Genomic DNA, 16,829 nt, shown 5'->3' with positions numbered 1-16,829 from the left:
CTGCCCCTAGATTCCGCGAGTCTTTGCGCGCGGCCCGGCCATGCGCAACGATGCAGGGATGCGGTGTGAGATTGCGCGCGAAGCGCTGTCGGCTCGACTGGACGGCGAGCGTCCGCAGGTGCTCGCGCAGCAAGTCGACGCCCACCTCGAATCCTGCCGCGGCTGCCGCTCCTGGCTGATAGGGGCGGCGGTGCAGACGCGGCGGCTGGCGTCGGTGACTCCCGCCGACGGACCCGATCTGGTCGAGAAGATCATGGCCAGCATCGGCGAGCAGCCCACCGGACACCAGACCCGGATGCGCTGGTTGCGGTCACACTACCGGCGGTGGGGCCTGATCGCCGTCGGCCTTTTCCAGGTGGCGATCGCCGCCGCCCAAATCAGCGGAATCGATTTCGGCATGGTGTCCAGTCACATGCACGGCGCGATGTCCGGCGAGCACCTGATGCACGAGTCGACGGCCTGGTTGCTGGCGCTGGGTCTGGCCATGATCGCCGCCGGCGTGTGGCCCGCATCCGCGTCGGGGGTGGCCGCAATCACCGGTGTCTATTCCGTTGCGCTGCTGGGTTATGTGATCGTCGACGCCTTCGACGGCGAAGTCACCGCGACCCGCATCGCCAGCCACATGCCCCTGTTGTTGGGCCTGGCGTTCGCATTGCTGGTGGCGCGGGAACGGGTGGGCTCGCACCGACGGCGCGGTTCAGATGCCTCGGATGACGCCGACTTTCCCGCCTGGGCGGCGGACTCACCCGGTGGTCGGCGGCGCGGGCACCTACGCCCCATCAACCACGCGGCCATCGACCCCACCGCGTCCTCTACGACGAGCCGTCGTAGAATCGGAAAACTCGCACAACAAAGGTGGTTGGGCATGACCGCGCCGAGCGACGACGAGGCCGTAACCGAGCTCGCGTTGTCAGCCGCACGCGGAAACTCGCGAGCGCTCGAGTCGTTCATCAAGGCCACCCAGCAAGACGTGTGGCGGTTCGTCGCCTATCTGTCGGATACGGGCAACGCCGACGATCTGACTCAAGAAACCTTCCTGCGCGCCATCGGCGCCATCGAGCGATTCTCCGGGCGCTCGAGCGCGCGGACCTGGCTGCTGTCGATCGCGCGCCGCGTCGTGGCCGACCACATCCGCCACCTGCAATCGCGGCCCCGCGCCGCCCAGGGCGCCGATCCGGAACACGTGGTGCGTGGGGACCGGCACGCCCGCGGTTTCGAGGACGTGGTCGAGGTGACGACGATGATCGCGAACCTCAATGCCGAACAGCGCGAAGCGCTTTTGCTCACCCAGCTGCTCGGCCTGCCCTACGCGGACGCCGCCGCGGTCTGCGGCTGCCCGGTGGGCACCATCCGCTCCCGGGTTGCGCGCGCCCGCGACGCGCTGCTGGCCGACGGTGAGCGCAGCCACCTAACGGGCTAGCGCGCCAACCCATTCGGCGGCCTCGGCCACCGTGCCGACGGTCAAAACCCCGGCGGGTAGCGGCGGCCGCGCCACCATCACCACCGGAACGTCCAGCGCCGCCGCCGCATCCAGCTTCGCGCGGGTCATGTCCCCGCCGCTGTTCTTAGTGACCAGGGCATCGATGCGGTGGTCGCGCAACAGCGCGAACTCATCGTCGTAGCCGTACGGTCCGCGGGACAGCAGCACCCGGTGATGACGCGGCAGCGCGGACGCATCGGGGTCGGTGACCGCCCGGATCAGAAACCACGCGTCGCTGCCGGCGAAGGCCCGCACGCCCGAGCGTCCGGTGGTGAGAAACACCCGCGAATAGCCTTGCTGGGCAACGGTTTCAGCGGCGTCAGCGTCCGAGTCGACGACGATGGCGGTGCCCGGGTCCCATGCCGGGCGGGCCAGGATCAGGTAAGGGATCCGCAAGTCAGCGCACGCGTCGGCGGCGTGCGCCGTCATGGTCGCCGCGAACGGGTGGGTGGCGTCGACGAGGGCGTCGATGCGTTCGTCTTGCAGCCATCTCTGTAGTCCTTCGACACCACCGAAGCCGCCGATGCGGACCGGGCCGACCGGCAGGGCCGGATCCGGAACGCGCCCGGCCAGGGAGCTGACGATGTCGACGCGCGGGTGCAGGGCTTTCGCCAGGGCGCGCGCCTCGCCGGTGCCGCCGAGCAGCAGGACGCGCATCAATGCCTGCTCCCCCGGGCGCGCCCGGTCGAGTACAGGTAGCTGTCGGCGAAGCCGCCGGCGGTCAGCGCGTCGCCCACGACGATGACGGCGGTCTTGGTGATGTTGGCCCGGTGCATCTGCCCGGCGATGTCCGCGAGGGTGCCGCGCAGCACCGCCTCTTGCGGCCAGCTCGCGAAAGCCACAACGGCTGCCGGTGTTTCGGGTTGATAGCCGCCTTCGAGAAGCTGCGGGACGATGGAGTCGATCTGGGCGGCGGCCAGATGCAGGACGAGGGTCCCGCCGGATTGGGCCAGGGTCTTCAGGTCTTCGCCGGGCGGCATGGCCGTCGACAGGGTCGCCACCCTGCTCAGTGTCACGGTCTGCGCCACCCCGGGAACGGTGAGCTCGCGCTTCAGCGCGGCCGCCGCGGCGGCGAAAGCCGGTACGCCGGGCACGATTTCGTAGTCGATGCCGAGGGAGTCGAGCCGCCGGCATTGCTCGGCCAGTGCGCTGTAGAGCGACGGATCACCGGAATGCAGCCGCGCCACGTCCAGGCCGGCGGCGTGTGCCTCGCTCAACTCGGTGACGATCTGCTCCAACGTCAGCGGGCCGGTGTCAACCACTTTCGCGTCCGGCGGGCACAACGCCAGCAGGTCGTCGGGCATGATCGAGCCGGCATACAGGCACACCCGGCAGGTTTGCAGGAGCCGCTGGCCGCGCACGGTGATGAGGTCGGCAGCACCCGGACCCGCGCCGATGAAATACACCGTCACTTGGTCACCGCCCACTGGGTGACGGGATACTGCGGGCGCCAGCCGGTGAAGGCGCCCAGCGGCTCGCCGTGATAGTGCTGGAAGCGTCGCAGCTGACCACCCAGGCGCTGATGCGCTTGGGTCAGAACGGCTTCGGACTCGGTGGTGACCACGTTAGCGACGAGCCGCCCGCCGACGGCCAGGTTGGCCCAGCAGGCGTCGAGCAGGCCGGGTTGGGTCAGTCCGCCGCCGATGAAGATCACCGACGGCGGCTCGGCGCCGTCGAACGCGCCGGGGGCCTCGCCGCGCACATCGATGCTGACTCCGAAGGCCGCGGCATTCACTTCGAGGTTGCGCCGGCGTTCTTCGTGGCTTTCGAATACCACTGCGCTGCACCCTCTTCCGCTCAAACACCACTCCACACTGATGCTGCCCGAGGCCGCGCCGACGTCCCACAATCGCTCCCCCGGGCGTGGCGCCAGGGCGGCCAGCGTCACCGCGCGGATGCCTTGCTTGGTGATCTGCCCGTCGTGGGTGAAGGCGTCGTCGGGCAGGGGTGAGACGCGTTCGTCGGGCAGATATCGCACGGCAATCACGTTGAGGTCGTCGAGATCTCGGTCGTCGGCCCAGTCGCGGGCGGTGCCGTCGCGCCGGTGCTCGTCCGGGGCGCCGAGTCGTTCGAGAACGGTGAACTCCGAATCGCCGCGGCCATGCGCGGTGAGCAGTGCGGCGAGCTCCGTTGGTGTGGACTTGCTTTGCGCCAGCACGATCGCCTGACCGCCGCGACGCACCGCGGTGTGCGGAGGCGCGGTGACCAGGCTGATCACGTCGGTGTCGTGAACGTTCCAGCCCATCCGCGCGCACGCCAGCGTCACCGACGACACGTGCGGCAGGACCCTGACGTTGTCGCGGCCGTGCAGGCGGATCAGGGTGCCCCCAATGCCGTGCAGCAGCGGATCGCCGCTGGCCACCACGTGCACGTCACTCGAGTGTTCGTCGAGCAACGTTTGCAGCGCGGGCAACATCGGCGACGGCCACTGCCGCCGGGGCGCGCGCACCGTGTCGTCGAGTAGGTCGAGTTGCCGCTTGGAGCCGTAAACGATTGCAGCCCTGCGGAGTTCGGCGCGCGATGCCTCACCGAGGCCGGCTATGCCGTCGGCGCCGATACCGACCACGATGATCATGAGCCCCGCTCCTCCTCATCGCGTCGCTCTGCATCGTCAGCGGCGCGGATCATCGCGGCATCCTGCGCCAGACGAACTGCGGCAGCAGTCGCATCACCGCCGCCGCGGGGCCCAGCGCCCACGGAATCCACACGGTGCGGCGGCCCTTCGCGAGCGCATGCGCGGTGGCGGCGGCCACCTGCGCGGGCGTGCTGGACAGCGGTGCGGGCGTCATGCCTTCCGTCATGCGGCCGATGACGAATCCCGGCCGGGCGATCAGCAGCCGGACCCCGGTGCCGTGCAGCGCGTCGGCCAGGCCGCTGGCGAAGCCGTCCAGGCCGGCCTTGGCCGAGCCGTAGACGTAGTTGGCGCGGCGCACGCGTGCGCCGGCGATCGAGGAGAACACCACCACGCGGCCCGTGTCCGCTTTGCGCATGACCGTCGCCAGATGGGTGAGCAGGCTGACCTGGGCGAGGTAGTCGGTGTGGACGACGGCGACCGCGTGCGCGGCGTCGGTTTCGGCGCGGGCCTGGTCGCCCAGGATGCCGAACGCCAGCACCGCGGTGCCGATGGGGCCGTGGTCGGCGACGACCGAGGCGACCAGCGGGCCGTGCGAGGCCAGGTCGTCGGCGTCGAATTCCCTGGTGTCGACCCCCGCGGCGCCGGCGGCTTTGAGCGCGTTTACCTGCTCCGCAAGGTGATCGGCCTTGCGGGCGGCCAGCACGACCGTCGCGCCCGGCGCGAGGAGTCGCGCCAGCTCGATCCCGATCTCGCTGCGGCCGCCCAGGATAAGTACTGGACCTGCGCCCGTGTCGTCCACGGCTGCGATTATCACCTGCGCTAGCGTGAGCGGTGATGGCGAATACCACTACCCGGCTCACCGACGACGCGTTGGCGTTTTTGTCGGAACGCCATCTGGCCATGCTGACCACGCTGCGAGCCGACAATTCACCGCACGTGGTGGCGGTCGGTTTCACCTTCGACCCCAAGACGCACATCGCGCGGGTCATCACCACCGGGGGCTCGCAGAAGGCGGTCAACGCCGATCGCGGCGGAATGGCCGTGCTCAGCCAGGTCGACGGCGCGCGGTGGCTGTCGCTGGAGGGGCGGTCCAAGGTCAACAACGACGTCGACGCGGTGCGCGACGCGGAGTTGCGGTACGCCCAGCGCTACCGCACGCCGCGACCCAACCCGCGACGCGTGGTCATCGAGGTTCAGATCGAGCGAGTGCTGGGGTCGTCGGACCTGTTGGACCGGGGCGAGTAGTTAGTCTGTTGCAGCCTCTTACCCACCACCGTGCACAGGCGATCGAATTCTTGGTGTAACCGTGTGCCGAACTTGGCATATCAGTTAACGAAGATTCCATCCCACACATCGGCCAATCTCGTGCAGTGCTTCCTGAGATAACTCCGGATGCTTTTCATGGAAACGCTGCAGGATATCGTTCACGCCCTCCGCTAACGTCTTGTTACCCCATTCGATAGGCATCGCAACGGCCTCGTGCACCAGGTCGGAAACCTGCGCCATTAGCGATTCGGCTTGCGCTGGCCCGTACACTTCGAGCAACTTCTGTTGGTCGATATGCGGAACAGCGGTGTCGCCGATAGCTACGACGATTGCGGCATTGATGGTTGCCGGATCCATCCTCAGCTGCTTCTTCGCTCGAAAACCGTTGTATCAGTGTCTGTTTCAGGATCGGTGATCATGATCTTAACGAAAGTTGGAGGTCCACGGTCCTGGCGTCCGACCACCCTTAAACGGGAGTCCCGCGATTACTGCCAGGTTGTTGTAAGAGTAGATCGTCATGCTCGTGCCGACGACAAGCTTCAATGAAATCGACTGCCGCTTGCCTGTCGGCTAGGAATTGGTGATATTGACCCAGTGTAAGTTCGTAATATTCTTCGTAGTCGACGATCCCATTGCTTACCGGTATTGACGCGTAGTAGCGGCCCGACATCGACTCGACGCCGATCGAGTATCTATCCTCTCGCGAAAAATATGTGTCATCAAATTTCATAACATTTCTTTCTACTCGAAGACATCAGTTACAGTGTAGTGGTCGGGCGATATCAATCCACCATCTATGACAGCCTCCGATGCGCCATTAGGTAAGACACCGCCGGGAATCCATTGTTCGTTCGCACCGGCCTCGTTACCGGATGGAACGCGCAGATTGAAGCCTTCTGGGTCAGCGATATCTATCCTGACAATCTTATTGGAGTCCAAAAACCCTCGAGGTAATCCGAGCTCGTTCTCCATTGCCCGCAAGTCTCCCGCGGTGGCTGCCGTCATTGCATCTGCTTCATGACTGGGCATCACAAATGATGTACCATCCCGCTGAGCGATACCGTATTTCTCGAGATTGCTTTCCGGCATAAATCGGGTTGCGCCATCGTGGAATTTTCGCAGATGACTCTCAACATATTGTGATGACAAGTACTCCGAAGGATCAGGGCGAGCTCCCTTGGGCATAGCTATGATTTCGTCGCGCTTCTCCGCCGTGAGCCCGTCCGCCGACCCATCGTCGCCGTGCGAAGGATGCGTGTCGTCAGGATCATGACCTTGCCCGGCTGGATCGTCACCGTCCGGAGCCTTGCCGTCTGGCCGATCTCCCGGCGGACCGCCGTCGCCGTCTCCATCCGGTTTCGCACCATGCGGTGGTTCTCCCGGCGTGTGTCCGCCCGGAGGACCGCCATCACCAGGCCCGTGCCAGCCACCGCCGGGCGTTGGCACTTCAGCCGGGTGACCGTTCGGAGGGGCGAAGTGCGGGGATGCCGGCGTCGGCGGCGCCGATGAGTGGGCATCGAAAGGTGATGCGCCGCCGGGAGATCCGCTGGCGGACACCGGCGGCGAATGGTCAATCGGCTGCGGAAGCGCCGATGGCAAGCGCTCACCGGCAGCGGTCGGCACTGCTGCGGCGGGCGAACCGGCGGACGGAACCGACATCGGTTCGTGCGGGCCACCGGTAGAAGCACCCGCCGGTTCGTGCGGGCCGGAGGGGGCGTCCGCTCTCGGGCCCGCCGGACTCGGCGACGTTGCCGCAGGCGCCGAGCCGTGAGGCGCGCCCGGAGCGCCGTCGGCCGGACGAGGTGCCGACTCGACCGGCGGCTCAGTCGGCTTGCCGGGTGGCAATGCCACCGGACTGCCGCTCGCAGGAGGCTTGATCTCGGGCAGATCCTTGGTGACGCCTTCGAGGCTTTTGGTCAGATCGCCACCTGTCTTGGAGATACCGGCGAAGGCACCGCGGGCACCCGCAATCTCCCCAAGTCCACCGGCCGCTTTCTCGCCGGCACGACCTGCCGCACCGGCGGCCTCGGCGCCTCGTGCGGCAGCCCCAGCACCATCAGCCGCAGCGCCCGCTTCACCGGCCCCGGGTATGAACAACGTGCTGAAATCGAATAGGTTCTCGCCAAACCCCAATCCCGGCCGATCCCGACTCCAATCTTCAACGTGCAGCAGGGATTTGATTTGCTGCAGCTGTGTTTCCCCAGCCTCCTTGGGGTTGAGAAGGGCGTTGAAAAGACTGCCTTTCCAAACGTTTTTGGCCAACCCAGTCCAGGTCGCCGCGTACCCCTCGGGATCGACGGCACTCCAGACCGGGAGAAGGTCACCCATGCTGGTCGCCATGCCGACAGCGCCCTTGAGGACACCCTCGTTCGCGTTCAACCACGTGTCGAAGACGCTCGCCACCTGGTTTCCGACCGCATCACCGAGAAAGTCTTTGAGCTGGCCTCGCGTGTACTTTTCGAGCTTGACGACCAGCCCGTCGATGACCTGCATTCCTACCTTGACGCCCTGCTCACCGGCCCGGGCTTCACGCCCCAAGTCGTGCAGAACGCCATTGATGTCATCGGCAATCTTCTTGATCTCGTCGAGCGCGTCACCCTTGACGATCAACATCAGGTCGTGGCCCAGATCGGTCAGCGACCCCAACCGGTTCAACAGGTCTCGAATATGGTTATGAGCTTGATTCACCTGATTGGCGAAATTGTCGAGGTTCGTCGCCAACTTCCCGGACACATCGCCGACCTGCGCTAGGCAGTCGCCTATCTTCGATAAAGCATCATCGATCTTGTCGCCTTCGGGCAGGTGTTGCCCGTCAAACACCGACTTGGAGGCGTTGAGTGCGCCTTTCATACCGCTCACCGTCGCGGCAAAATCGCGCCAACGACCAGCCGCTGCATGCAATCCCTCAACGTCGCCGTCCGGCCACACATCGTCGACGAAGGACTCCACTACCGCCCAAAGCAAAGGCGGTGGTTCCCCTTTGCCCCACGTCCCCGGCGGCCCGGGAGGGTTGGTCTTAGGCGGCTCAGGCGGCGACTGCAAGACACCGGCACCGCCACCTAGCGTCGAGGCCGCTTCCACCTTCGAATAGTTCGCTGCGCCTTGCTGGATCCGGGCCCCGCATTGCCGGCACGCGTTGATGCCCGCCGCAGCGGCCTTCAGGATTTTCTCCGCCCCATCCTGATACGCCAGCCCGAAGATCGTGCCTGCGGCATCCAAACCGGTGTGGGCCGAGAAACCTGCGACCAACACCGTCAGGCTCGCGGCCAAACCCTCCCCGGCCGCGGCCACGGCGCTACCCGCGGCGTACAACGCCTCAGGGTCGACAGCCAAGGGAGCCACGTGCGGAATTTTCGCTCAGGTCCGCCCGTCGCCGCTATTCACCCGATGATCGCTTCGCCAAGCTAGCCACGATCACTCGGCACGACAATTCAGCCATCAACAGCCAGTCCGGCCGTCAACGTGATGCGGTGTCGTCCAGGCGACACCGTCACGGTCGTCCCGGCCGGTTCCCCGTCGAGCTGCACATCAACCCCCGCAGGCAGGCCGGCGAGCGCGATCTGGGCGGCGACATCGGTGGTCACCGTGACGGTCGACTTCGGCAACGCGGCCAGCCCGGCACGCGCGACATCGACGCTCAGGCGGGCAACACCCTGGAGGCGCAACGTCAGATACGGCAGCGGGCCGACGGAGCGTCCCACGTACCAGTCCAGCTCGCTGTACAGCCCGGGCGTCGGCTCAAAACCGGGAATGACGCCGCGATGGTGCCGAATGGCGTGCGTGGGATCCGGCCGCGCGTACGAGCGCGCGTCGACTTCGGCGACCGCCCCGCGTCGCGCGGTCACCTCGGGAGCTGCGGCCAGCTCCGACAACCACCACACCTGGTGCGGCCCGATACCCAGATCGGCGCGCACCAGTTGCGGATACCAGGCGAACGTGATGTGTCCCGGATCCGCTTGGCGCACAGCGGTTCCCATGTGGGAGATCGGATCCTCGAACTTGTCCTGGAACACCCAGGCGATGTGATCCTCGAGCGGGTAAACACTGAACCGGTGCCGGTAACCCAGCCGGTCCAACTCCAGCACCTGCTCGGCGGCCGAGGCGAAGGGCACCAGTTCGTCAAGCAGCCCGTGGGCGATGACGTACGGCAGCCATCGGGCGTTCACCAGCAGCTTCCAGGTATCACCCTCACGGGCACAGGGTGAGTCCAAATCGAGGTCGGCGGGAAGATCGACGTGTGGCAGCAGCCGCACACCGCACGTCGGCGGCCCCGCCAGCACCACCGCCTGCGAGAACACCTGCGGGTAGCTCAGCCCCAGCTTGTACGTCGCATACCCGCCCATCGAATAGCCGCAAAGCACAGTGCGATTGGGATCGGTGCCCAGTTGTTCGGCAACCCGCGCCCATACTTCCCAGACGTCGAGTTCGCCGGTGTCGAAGTACCAGGTGGACGGCCCCCGGGCCAACGGCGTGACCACCACCGAGTCGCGGCCCTCGCACACTTCGTGTAGCAGCCGCGGGTCGATCGCGGCGAACTGGCTCTGCCCGAGTGAAAGCGAGTGCAGCAGCAACGTCAGCGGCAGCATGCGCCCCGGCGCGTAGCTCGACGGCAGGCAGATCGAATATGGCTGCACCCGGCCGAGGAATTGCGGCTTGGTGCTCAAGATGTCGTTGGCGGCCCAACCTTGTTGCAGGCCCTGGCCGAGTTCGACCGACGACACGTACCACCGGGTCGACGGGCCGGTGATCACCGGCTCGGGAGCCGTTTCGCCGGCCGCCAGCCGGGCCCACGGCACCGTCAGCGCGAACTCGGAGACGTCGCCGTGTGTCAGGGCGGCGGCCTGCGCGGCATCCGACCAGAAGTTCAGGTGCGGCGACTCCTGCTCGTTGGTGCGAAACGCCACGTTGTAGACGTTGGGTTGCCCGGGCAGCGCACCGTGCAGGGCGGACACGTCGGCGAACCCGTCCCCCGCCGCGTTGGCCAACCCCGCGACCAGGCGGACCGTCCAACTGCCCGTGGGCTCCGCCAGCGACCGCGGAACCTGCGCCACGAACGACCGCGACTGCATGTCGACGCTGTGCTCGACCGGCGTCCTGACCTGGGTGGTCAGGTCGATCAACGCGGCGCCGCTCCCCGAGACCAGCAGGGCCGTGTCGATGCCCTTCGAGCGCACGCCGGCGCTGGCGGGCCACTCCTCCGCCGCGGTTCGGGTGGGGTCGGTGTCGAAGGTGAACAGCGCGACGGGAATTGAGGCGTCCTGCAGGGTGTTCCAGTCGATCCGCCACCAGGTGTGGGTCTCGGTGAGCCCGATGGCGACGCGGAAGATGTCGGCGCCGTTGCCGGCCGCGGGCCCGTCGGGATAGACGTAGGTGCCGCGTGGCGGCGCCTGAATCTTGAGGTCGCCGATCGGGATGCCGGTCGCGCCATGGTCGTCGTAGAGGAAGTCGGTCCAGAACAGTGCACCGCCGGCCACTCGTCCGGCGCCGCACGTGCGCGGGAACTCCTCACCGAACGGCCAACCCGCGGGCGTGGGAAGTTTCCGCTCGGGGCGACGCGCGGCAGGTGGCACACCCTCAGGCATCCCGTCGACCACGATGAGCTCAGCCGGCGGCGTCGGTGTGGGTGCCGGTGCCGGTGCGGTGGGGTGCAAGACCGCGTGGGCAACGTGACGTGCAATGCGAATCGGGAGCAGCGAGAGATCCAGGATTGACACCACCCCCAACCTACGCGGAAGGAGGGCCGCGTCGGTTAGGCCACCGGGACCACGATCAAGTCATGTGGCCGGTTATTGACGGCCAGGGCGCCGTCGGGCGTGACGACGACGATGTCCTCGATGCGCGCACCCCACCGGCCCGGGAAATAGATGCCTGGCTCGATGGAAAAGGCCATGCCCTCGGCCAGGGCCAGGTCGTTTCCGGCGACGATGTAGGGCTCTTCGTGCACCGACAAGCCGATGCCGTGCCCGGTCCGGTGCACGAAATACTCCGCAAGCCCTTCGGCGGCCAGCACGTCGCGGGCGGCGGCATCGACCTGCTCGGCCGTCACGCCCGGACGCACCGCGTCATACGCCGCGCGTTGAGCGCGTTGCAGCACCGAATACTGTTCAGCTACTTCCGGATTCGGCTCGCCGATGCTGTAAGTGCGTGTCGAGTCGGAGTTGTAGCCGGGTTCATAGGAGCCGCCGATATCGACGACGACGATGTCACCGACCTGCAGTTCGCGATCCGAATACCCGTGGTGCGGGTCGGCGCCGTGCGGCCCGGACCCGACGATGATGAACGCGACCTCCGAATGCCCTTCGGCCACAATGGCATCCGCGATGTCGGCGGCCACGTCGGCCTCAGTGCGGCCCGGGACCAGAAACTCCGGCACCCGGGCATGCACCCGATCGATGGCGGCCCCGGCTTTGCGAAGCGCGTCGACTTCGCATTCCTCCTTGACCATTCGCAGCGTGCGCAACACATCGGTGGCCAGGACCGGCAGCACGCCGAGCACTCCGGCCAGCGGCAGCAGGTGCAACGCCGGCATGGCATCGGTGACGGCGGTCGCGGCGGGGGCACCGCCCAACGCAGCGCCCACCAGTTCGTAGGGATTGTCGCCGTCGACCCAATCCCGCACCGCCAGGCCGAGTTCGGCGATGGCAGACCCCTTGAGCGAGGCCAGCTCCAGCCGCGGCACCACCACCGTCGGGTCACCCGATGCCGGCAACACCAGGGCGGTGAACCGTTCCAGGGTCTGTGCGCGCGACCCGACGAGGTAGCGCAGGTCGTACCCCGGTGTAATCACCAGCCCGGCCAGGCCTGCGTCGGCGGCGGCCGCGGCGGCCGCGGCCAGGCGGCGCTCATATACTGCTGTGTCGAAGCGGTGAGACTCCATGGCAGCCAGGCTAATGCTCGATCGCAGGTCGCCTCGCGGCGGCGTGAGACCATAACCGGCATGCCAGCGCTCCAATCACCGCTCGTGTTGCTCGACGGCGCCAGCATGTGGTTCCGCTCCTATTTCGGGGTGCCGTCCTCGATCACCGCACCCGACGGCCGGCCCGTCAACGCCGTCCGGGGATTCATCGACTCCGTAGCCGTGGTGATCAACCAGCAGCGGCCCCGCCGGCTGGCCGTCTGCCTGGACCTCGATTGGCGGCCCCAGTTCCGGGTGGATCTCGTCCCGTCCTACAAAGCCCACCGGGTGGCCGAGGAAGAGCCGCGGGACGAGCCTGACATCGAGGAAGTCCCGGACGACCTGACGCCCCAGATCGACATGATCGCCGAGCTCCTGGACGCGTTCGGAATTCCGACCGCCGGGGCGGGGGGTTTCGAGGCCGACGACGTGCTCGGCACCTTGGCGGCACAGGAACGCAAGGATCCGGTGGTGGTGGTCAGCGGTGACCGCGACCTGCTGCAGGTGGTGTCGGACGATCCCGTCCCCGTCCGCGTGCTCTACCTCGGCCGCGGACTGAGCAAGGCCACTCTGTTCGGGCCCGACGAGGTAGCCGAACACTATGGCGTGCCGGTGGATAGGGCCGGCCCCGCCTACGCCGAGCTCGCCCTGCTGCGCGGCGATCCGTCCGACGGCCTGCCGGGGGTCCCGGGCGTCGGCGAGAAGACCGCGGCCACCCTGCTGGCCCAGCACGGCTCGTTGGAGCAGATCCTGGCCGCCGCCCACGACCCGAAGTCGAAGATGGCCAAGGGTGTGCGCGCGAAGCTGCTGGGCGCGCTGGATTACATCGAGGCGGCCGGGAAGGTGGTGCGGGTGGCCACCGACGCGCCCGTCACCTTCTCGACGCCCGACGACGAACTACCGCTGGTCGCCGCCGATCCGCAACGCACCGCCGAACTGGCGACGGAGCTGGGTGTCGGCTCGTCGATCACCCGCCTGCAGAAAGCCCTGGACGCGCTGCCGAACTGACGTGGCCGACGGCTACTGCGGCCGGCCGACCTCGTAGGTGCCCTTGCTGTCCTGGAAGGTCACCGTCACGTGCTTGGGCGCGCCGTCGATGCTGACGTCGCAGTCGAACGTGGCGCCCTTCTTGACGGTGGGGTTCTGGCCGTGGTTGCACTTGACGTTCTGGACGTTCTTCGCACCGTAGCCATTGGTTTCGTCGCTGAGGACCTGCTGGACCCCGGCCTGCGCCTTGTTGACGTCCAGCTTGGTGGTGACGAAGAATCCGGGCTGCCAGAAGCCGAGCACCAGCACCACCGCGATGAGCAGGAAGGCGATCGCGCCGCCCACGCCGGCGATCAGTCCGACCGGTCGCTTCTTGCCGGGCTGCTCGTAGCCGGGGTACTGCTGCGGGTACTGGCCCGGCTGACCGTACTGACCAGGCGGCGGGTACTGGCCCGGCTGGCCATACTGGCCCGGCTGCGGGTACTGGCCCGGCTGGCCATACTGACCCGGCTGCGGGTACTGGCCCGGCTGGCCATACTGACCCGGCTGACCGTACTGACCGGGCTGCCCGTAGCCCGGCTGCTGCTGGGGGTACTGCTGCGGGTACGCCTGCTCGGCCGGCTGCTGGTAGTGGGGGTAGTCGGCGGGCGGCGTGTAGGCCGGGGCCTGCCACGACGTCTCCTGGTTCGACTGCTCGTTCCAGGTTGGTGCGACCTGAGTCGGGTCCGACGAGTGATCGCTACCTTGACCCTGACCAGGCGGTTGCCACTGCTGGTCCGATCCCTGCGGTCCGCTCATCTTTCTCCCTCAGCCCTTGTGTCTTGGCATGAACTATTCGGCGCTTAACGGTAGCTCCGGCCTAGCCTACCCGGCGTCAACTGCGACGACGCCGCGCCGAATGTCATTGATGGCCCGCTTGGCGGTGGCCCGTAACTCCGCGTCCGGAGCGGCGTTGCGGACCTGGTCCAGCAGGTCGAGCGCCTGCCGGCACCAGCGCACGAAATCCCCCGCGAGAAGGGGTGATCCGGTGCCGGCCGGGTCGGCGGCCGCCAGCGCCGCGGCCAGATCTCCGGTCCTGGCCCAGCGGTAGATGACGTTGACGAAGCCGTCGTCGGGTTCGCGGCTCGGGGCGATGCGGTGCGTTTGCTCATCGGCACGCAGCGCCATCGACAGCCGCGACGTCTGCTGCAGCGCCTGCCGCACTTGTTGGGTGGGCGCGTCGGCCGCGAAGCCCGCGCCGGGCCCCTCCCCACCCCGGGTTTCGTAGAGCACCGTCGAGACCACCGCCGCCAGCTCGGCCGGCTTCAACCCCGACCACGCGCCGGTGCGCAGGCATTCGGCCACCAGCAGATCGCTTTCGCTGTAGATACGTGCCAGCAACCGGCCGTCGTCGGTGACGCGCGGGTCGCCGTCGCGCCCTTCGATGAAGCCGCGCTCGGTGAGCAACCCGACGATCCGGTCGAAGGTTCGGGCCAGCGAATTAGTGGCCGCCGCAACCTTTTTCTCCAATTGCGCGTTGTCGCGTTCGATTCGCAGATAGCGCTCGGCCTGCCGCACCTGTGCCTCCAGGCCGGGCGTGTTGTGCGACGGGTGCCGGCGCAGTTGTTCACGCAACGACGCCAACTCGGGATCGTGGAATTCGCCATCGGAGTCCCCGCGCCCCCCGCGGCGCCGGGCCGGGACGGTCAACCCGGCGACGGCCGATCGCAGCGCCGACGCCAGATCGCGACGGACCCGCGGCTGACGGTGTTCGACCCGCTTGGGCAGTGACATCGAACCGACCGGTGCGGACGCACCCGAGTAATCGGCCGTCGAAATCCTTCCCGCCCAGCGGTTTTCGGTGAGCACCAACGGTCGCGGGTCGGAGCTGTCGCGGGCGGATTCCAGCACCACGGCCAGACCACCGCGCCGGCCATGGGTGATGTTGATGATGTCGCCGCGGCGCAGTGCGGCCAGCGCGTCGCTCGCGGCCTGCCGTCGCTGCAGCCGGGACGCGCGCGACTGCGCGCGCTCCATCTCGCTGATCCGTGCCCGCATCCGTGCGTATTCGAGGATCGGGGCCTTGGGCCCGTCGAGCTCCCCGGCGATCTCGTCGAGCATCGCGGTACCGCGCTCGATGCCGCGGACCAGCCCGACCACGGAGCGGTCGGCCTGATACTGCGCGAATGACTGCTCCAGCAACCGGTGCGCCTGCTCGGGACCCATCTGCTGGACCAGGTTGATCGTCATGTTGTACGACGGGGCGAACGAGCTGCGCAGCGGGAAGGTGCGAGTGGAGGCGAGCCCCGCCACCGCGGACGGCTCGGTGGTTTCCTCCGTTGGATTCCACAGCACCACCGCGTGACCCTCGACGTCGATGCCGCGCCGCCCGGCGCGGCCGGTGAGCTGCGTGTACTCCCCCGGTGTCAGCGGCACGTGCTGCTCGCCGTTGAACTTCACCAGCCGCTCGAGCACCACCGTGCGGGCTGGCATGTTGATGCCGAGCGCCAACGTCTCGGTGGCGAACACGGCCCTGACCAGCCCGGCGGTGAACAGCTCCTCGACCGTGTGACGGAAGACGGGCAGCATGCCCGCGTGGTGGGCCGCCAGACCGCGCAGCAGCCCCTCGCGCCATTCGTAGTAGCCGAGCACGCCGAGGTCGGCGTCGGCGAGATCGCCGCACCGGTGCTCGATCACCTCGGCGATCTGTGCGCGCTCCTCCTGGGTGGTCAACTGCAGGGGCGAGCGCAGGCACTGCTGGACGGCGGCGTCGCAACCGGCCCGGGAGAACACGAACGTGATCGCCGGCAGCAGCCCCTCGGAGTCCAGGCTGGCGATCACGTCCGGCCGCGACGGAGTCCGGTAGAAGCGCGGACGCGACGGCCGCCCGGTGCCACGGCGCCGGGGTTGCCAATCCGTCATGCGGTCCGCCTCGCGGCGGTGCGAAATATGGCGCAGCAGTTCGGGATTGACGCGCGGCTGACGATCCGCGGCGGGTTTCTCGTTGTCGTAATCGAACAGATCCAGCAGACGCTTGCCCACCAACACGTGTTGCCACAGCGGCACCGGCCGGTGCTCGTCGACCACGACAGTCGTGTCGCCGCGCACGGTCTGGATCCAGCCGCCGAATTCCTCGGCGTTGCTGACCGTCGCCGAGAGGCTGACCACCCGCACCTCATCGGGCAGGTGCAGGATCACCTCCTCCCACACCGGGCCGCGCATCCGGTCGGCGAGGAAATGCACCTCGTCCATCACTACATACGAAAGCCCATGTAGCGCGGGCGAATCCGCGTAGAGCATATTGCGCAGCACTTCGGTCGTCATGACCACCACCGGCGCATCGGCGTTCACCGACATGTCTCCGGTGAGCAGGCCGATGCGGTCACGGCCGTAGCGCGCCGTGAGGTCGGTGTGCTTCTGGTTGCTCAGCGCTTTCAGCGGCGTGGTGTAGAAGCACTTGCCGCCGGACGCCAGCGCCAGGTGCACGGCGAATTCGCCGACCACCGTCTTGCCGGCACCGGTGGGCGCGCAGACCAGCACGCCGTGGCCTCGTTCGAGGGCCGCGCACGCCCGCCGCTGAAAGCCGTCGAGCGCGAAGGGCAATTCGGCGGTGAACCGGGTGAGCTCCACCAGTTCCGCCACGTCAG

Annotated in this window: 14 protein-coding genes and 1 pseudogene; 4 read left to right on the top strand and 11 right to left on the bottom strand. The window is 67.6% G+C overall.

The genetic code is table 11. The annotated features are described in order from the left end of the window. Positions 1 to 40: 40 nt before the first annotated feature. Both A5760_RS27575 and sigC read left to right on the top strand, forming a co-directional pair. Positions 41 to 751: pseudogene (locus A5760_RS27575) on the top strand (DUF2275 domain-containing protein); the annotation flags it as partial. A gap of 114 nt (positions 752 to 865) precedes the next feature. Beyond that, positions 866 to 1,420, top strand: coding sequence for an RNA polymerase sigma factor SigC (gene sigC, locus A5760_RS27350; RefSeq protein ID WP_231122632.1), 555 nt, complete (start codon positions 866 to 868; stop codon positions 1,418 to 1,420). On the opposite strand, the gene A5760_RS13435 is transcribed toward sigC, so the two are convergent. The 4 genes from A5760_RS13435 to A5760_RS13420 are packed head-to-tail and all read right to left on the bottom strand — an operon-like array spanning position 1,409 to position 4,854. Further along, complete coding sequence (locus A5760_RS13435) at positions 1,409 to 2,140, bottom strand: cobalt-precorrin-6A reductase (protein WP_419538245.1); 732 nt, start codon at positions 2,138 to 2,140, stop codon at positions 1,409 to 1,411. The two genes, sigC and A5760_RS13435, sit on opposite strands and share 12 nt — an antisense overlap. Continuing rightward, positions 2,137 to 2,892 carry a precorrin-4 C(11)-methyltransferase gene (cobM, locus tag A5760_RS13430; RefSeq protein ID WP_064881472.1) on the bottom strand — a complete coding sequence of 252 codons (756 nt, stop codon included), beginning with the start codon at positions 2,890 to 2,892 and terminating at the stop codon, positions 2,137 to 2,139. Before cobM ends, A5760_RS13435 begins: the two co-directional genes overlap by 4 nt. Beyond that, a complete protein-coding gene (locus A5760_RS13425; protein WP_064881470.1) occupies positions 2,889 to 4,055 on the bottom strand; it encodes a bifunctional cobalt-precorrin-7 (C(5))-methyltransferase/cobalt-precorrin-6B (C(15))-methyltransferase in 1,167 nt (388 codons plus the stop codon). Before A5760_RS13425 ends, cobM begins: the two co-directional genes overlap by 4 nt. A gap of 49 nt (positions 4,056 to 4,104) precedes the next feature. Then, on the bottom strand, positions 4,105 to 4,854 hold the full coding sequence (locus tag A5760_RS13420) for an SDR family NAD(P)-dependent oxidoreductase (protein WP_064881468.1): 750 nt from the start codon (positions 4,852 to 4,854) through the stop codon (positions 4,105 to 4,107). 35 nt (positions 4,855 to 4,889) lie between these two features. On the opposite strand from A5760_RS13420, the gene A5760_RS13415 reads away from it, so the two are divergent. Further along, positions 4,890 to 5,300 carry a F420-dependent biliverdin reductase gene (locus tag A5760_RS13415; protein WP_064881466.1) on the top strand — a complete coding sequence of 137 codons (411 nt, stop codon included), beginning with the start codon at positions 4,890 to 4,892 and terminating at the stop codon, positions 5,298 to 5,300. An 84-nt stretch (positions 5,301 to 5,384) separates the two neighbouring features. On the opposite strand, the gene A5760_RS13410 is transcribed toward A5760_RS13415, so the two are convergent. The 5 genes from A5760_RS13410 to A5760_RS13390 all read right to left on the bottom strand — a co-directional run bounded on the left by A5760_RS13410 (position 5,385) and on the right by A5760_RS13390 (position 12,198). Beyond that, the gene (locus A5760_RS13410; RefSeq protein ID WP_064881464.1) at positions 5,385 to 5,678 is read right to left on the bottom strand and encodes a hypothetical protein; all 294 of its coding nucleotides are present in this window, start codon (positions 5,676 to 5,678) and stop codon (positions 5,385 to 5,387) included. 109 nt (positions 5,679 to 5,787) lie between these two features. After that, complete coding sequence (locus tag A5760_RS26165) at positions 5,788 to 6,051, bottom strand: hypothetical protein (protein ID WP_082279458.1); 264 nt, start codon at positions 6,049 to 6,051, stop codon at positions 5,788 to 5,790. Positions 6,052 to 6,062: 11 nt separating this feature from the next. Further along, the gene (locus A5760_RS26160; protein ID WP_082279457.1) at positions 6,063 to 8,663 is read right to left on the bottom strand and encodes a hypothetical protein; all 2,601 of its coding nucleotides are present in this window, start codon (positions 8,661 to 8,663) and stop codon (positions 6,063 to 6,065) included. Positions 8,664 to 8,752: 89 nt separating this feature from the next. Continuing rightward, the gene (locus A5760_RS13395) at positions 8,753 to 11,035 is read right to left on the bottom strand and encodes an alpha/beta hydrolase-fold protein (RefSeq protein WP_064881598.1); all 2,283 of its coding nucleotides are present in this window, start codon (positions 11,033 to 11,035) and stop codon (positions 8,753 to 8,755) included. A 35-nt stretch (positions 11,036 to 11,070) separates the two neighbouring features. Beyond that, the gene (locus tag A5760_RS13390) at positions 11,071 to 12,198 is read right to left on the bottom strand and encodes a M24 family metallopeptidase (protein WP_064881458.1); all 1,128 of its coding nucleotides are present in this window, start codon (positions 12,196 to 12,198) and stop codon (positions 11,071 to 11,073) included. A gap of 60 nt (positions 12,199 to 12,258) precedes the next feature. Between A5760_RS13390 and A5760_RS13385 the strand changes: the two genes are divergently transcribed. Continuing rightward, positions 12,259 to 13,224 (top strand): 5'-3' exonuclease, encoded by a 966-nt coding sequence (locus tag A5760_RS13385; RefSeq protein WP_064881456.1) that lies wholly within the window; start codon positions 12,259 to 12,261, stop codon positions 13,222 to 13,224. A 12-nt stretch (positions 13,225 to 13,236) separates the two neighbouring features. On the opposite strand, the gene A5760_RS13380 is transcribed toward A5760_RS13385, so the two are convergent. Together A5760_RS13380 and A5760_RS13375 are read right to left on the bottom strand one after the other, a co-directional pair. After that, on the bottom strand, positions 13,237 to 14,001 hold the full coding sequence (locus A5760_RS13380) for a DUF4333 domain-containing protein (RefSeq protein WP_064881454.1): 765 nt from the start codon (positions 13,999 to 14,001) through the stop codon (positions 13,237 to 13,239). Between the two features lie 66 nt (positions 14,002 to 14,067). After that, positions 14,068 to 16,824: a DEAD/DEAH box helicase gene (locus tag A5760_RS13375; RefSeq protein WP_064881452.1), complete on the bottom strand. Its 2,757-nt coding sequence runs from the start codon at positions 16,822 to 16,824 to the stop codon at positions 14,068 to 14,070. Positions 16,825 to 16,829: the final 5 nt, after the last annotated feature.

The sequence above is a fragment of the Mycobacterium colombiense genome (genome assembly GCF_001665835.1).
GTDB classification, from domain to species: domain Bacteria; phylum Actinomycetota; class Actinomycetes; order Mycobacteriales; family Mycobacteriaceae; genus Mycobacterium; species Mycobacterium colombiense_A.
The sequence above is the reverse complement of the archived record's forward strand: the minus strand, read 5'-3'. Positions and strand labels throughout refer to the sequence as shown.

Excerpts from the sequence above, each read along its gene's own strand:
- sigC (WP_231122632.1), top strand. The coding sequence starts at position 866 with ATGACCGCGCCGAGCGACGACGAGGCCGTAACCGAGCTCGCGTTGTCA.
- A5760_RS13425 (WP_064881470.1), bottom strand. The coding sequence starts at position 4,055 with ATGATCATCGTGGTCGGTATCGGCGCCGACGGCATAGCCGGCCTCGGT.
- A5760_RS13415 (WP_064881466.1), top strand. The coding sequence starts at position 4,890 with ATGGCGAATACCACTACCCGGCTCACCGACGACGCGTTGGCGTTTTTG.
- A5760_RS13410 (WP_064881464.1), bottom strand. The coding sequence starts at position 5,678 with ATGGATCCGGCAACCATCAATGCCGCAATCGTCGTAGCTATCGGCGAC.
- A5760_RS26165 (WP_082279458.1), bottom strand. The coding sequence starts at position 6,051 with ATGAAATTTGATGACACATATTTTTCGCGAGAGGATAGATACTCGATC.
- A5760_RS13390 (WP_064881458.1), bottom strand. The coding sequence starts at position 12,198 with ATGGAGTCTCACCGCTTCGACACAGCAGTATATGAGCGCCGCCTGGCC.
- A5760_RS13385 (WP_064881456.1), top strand. The coding sequence starts at position 12,259 with ATGCCAGCGCTCCAATCACCGCTCGTGTTGCTCGACGGCGCCAGCATG.
- A5760_RS13380 (WP_064881454.1), bottom strand. The coding sequence starts at position 14,001 with ATGAGCGGACCGCAGGGATCGGACCAGCAGTGGCAACCGCCTGGTCAG.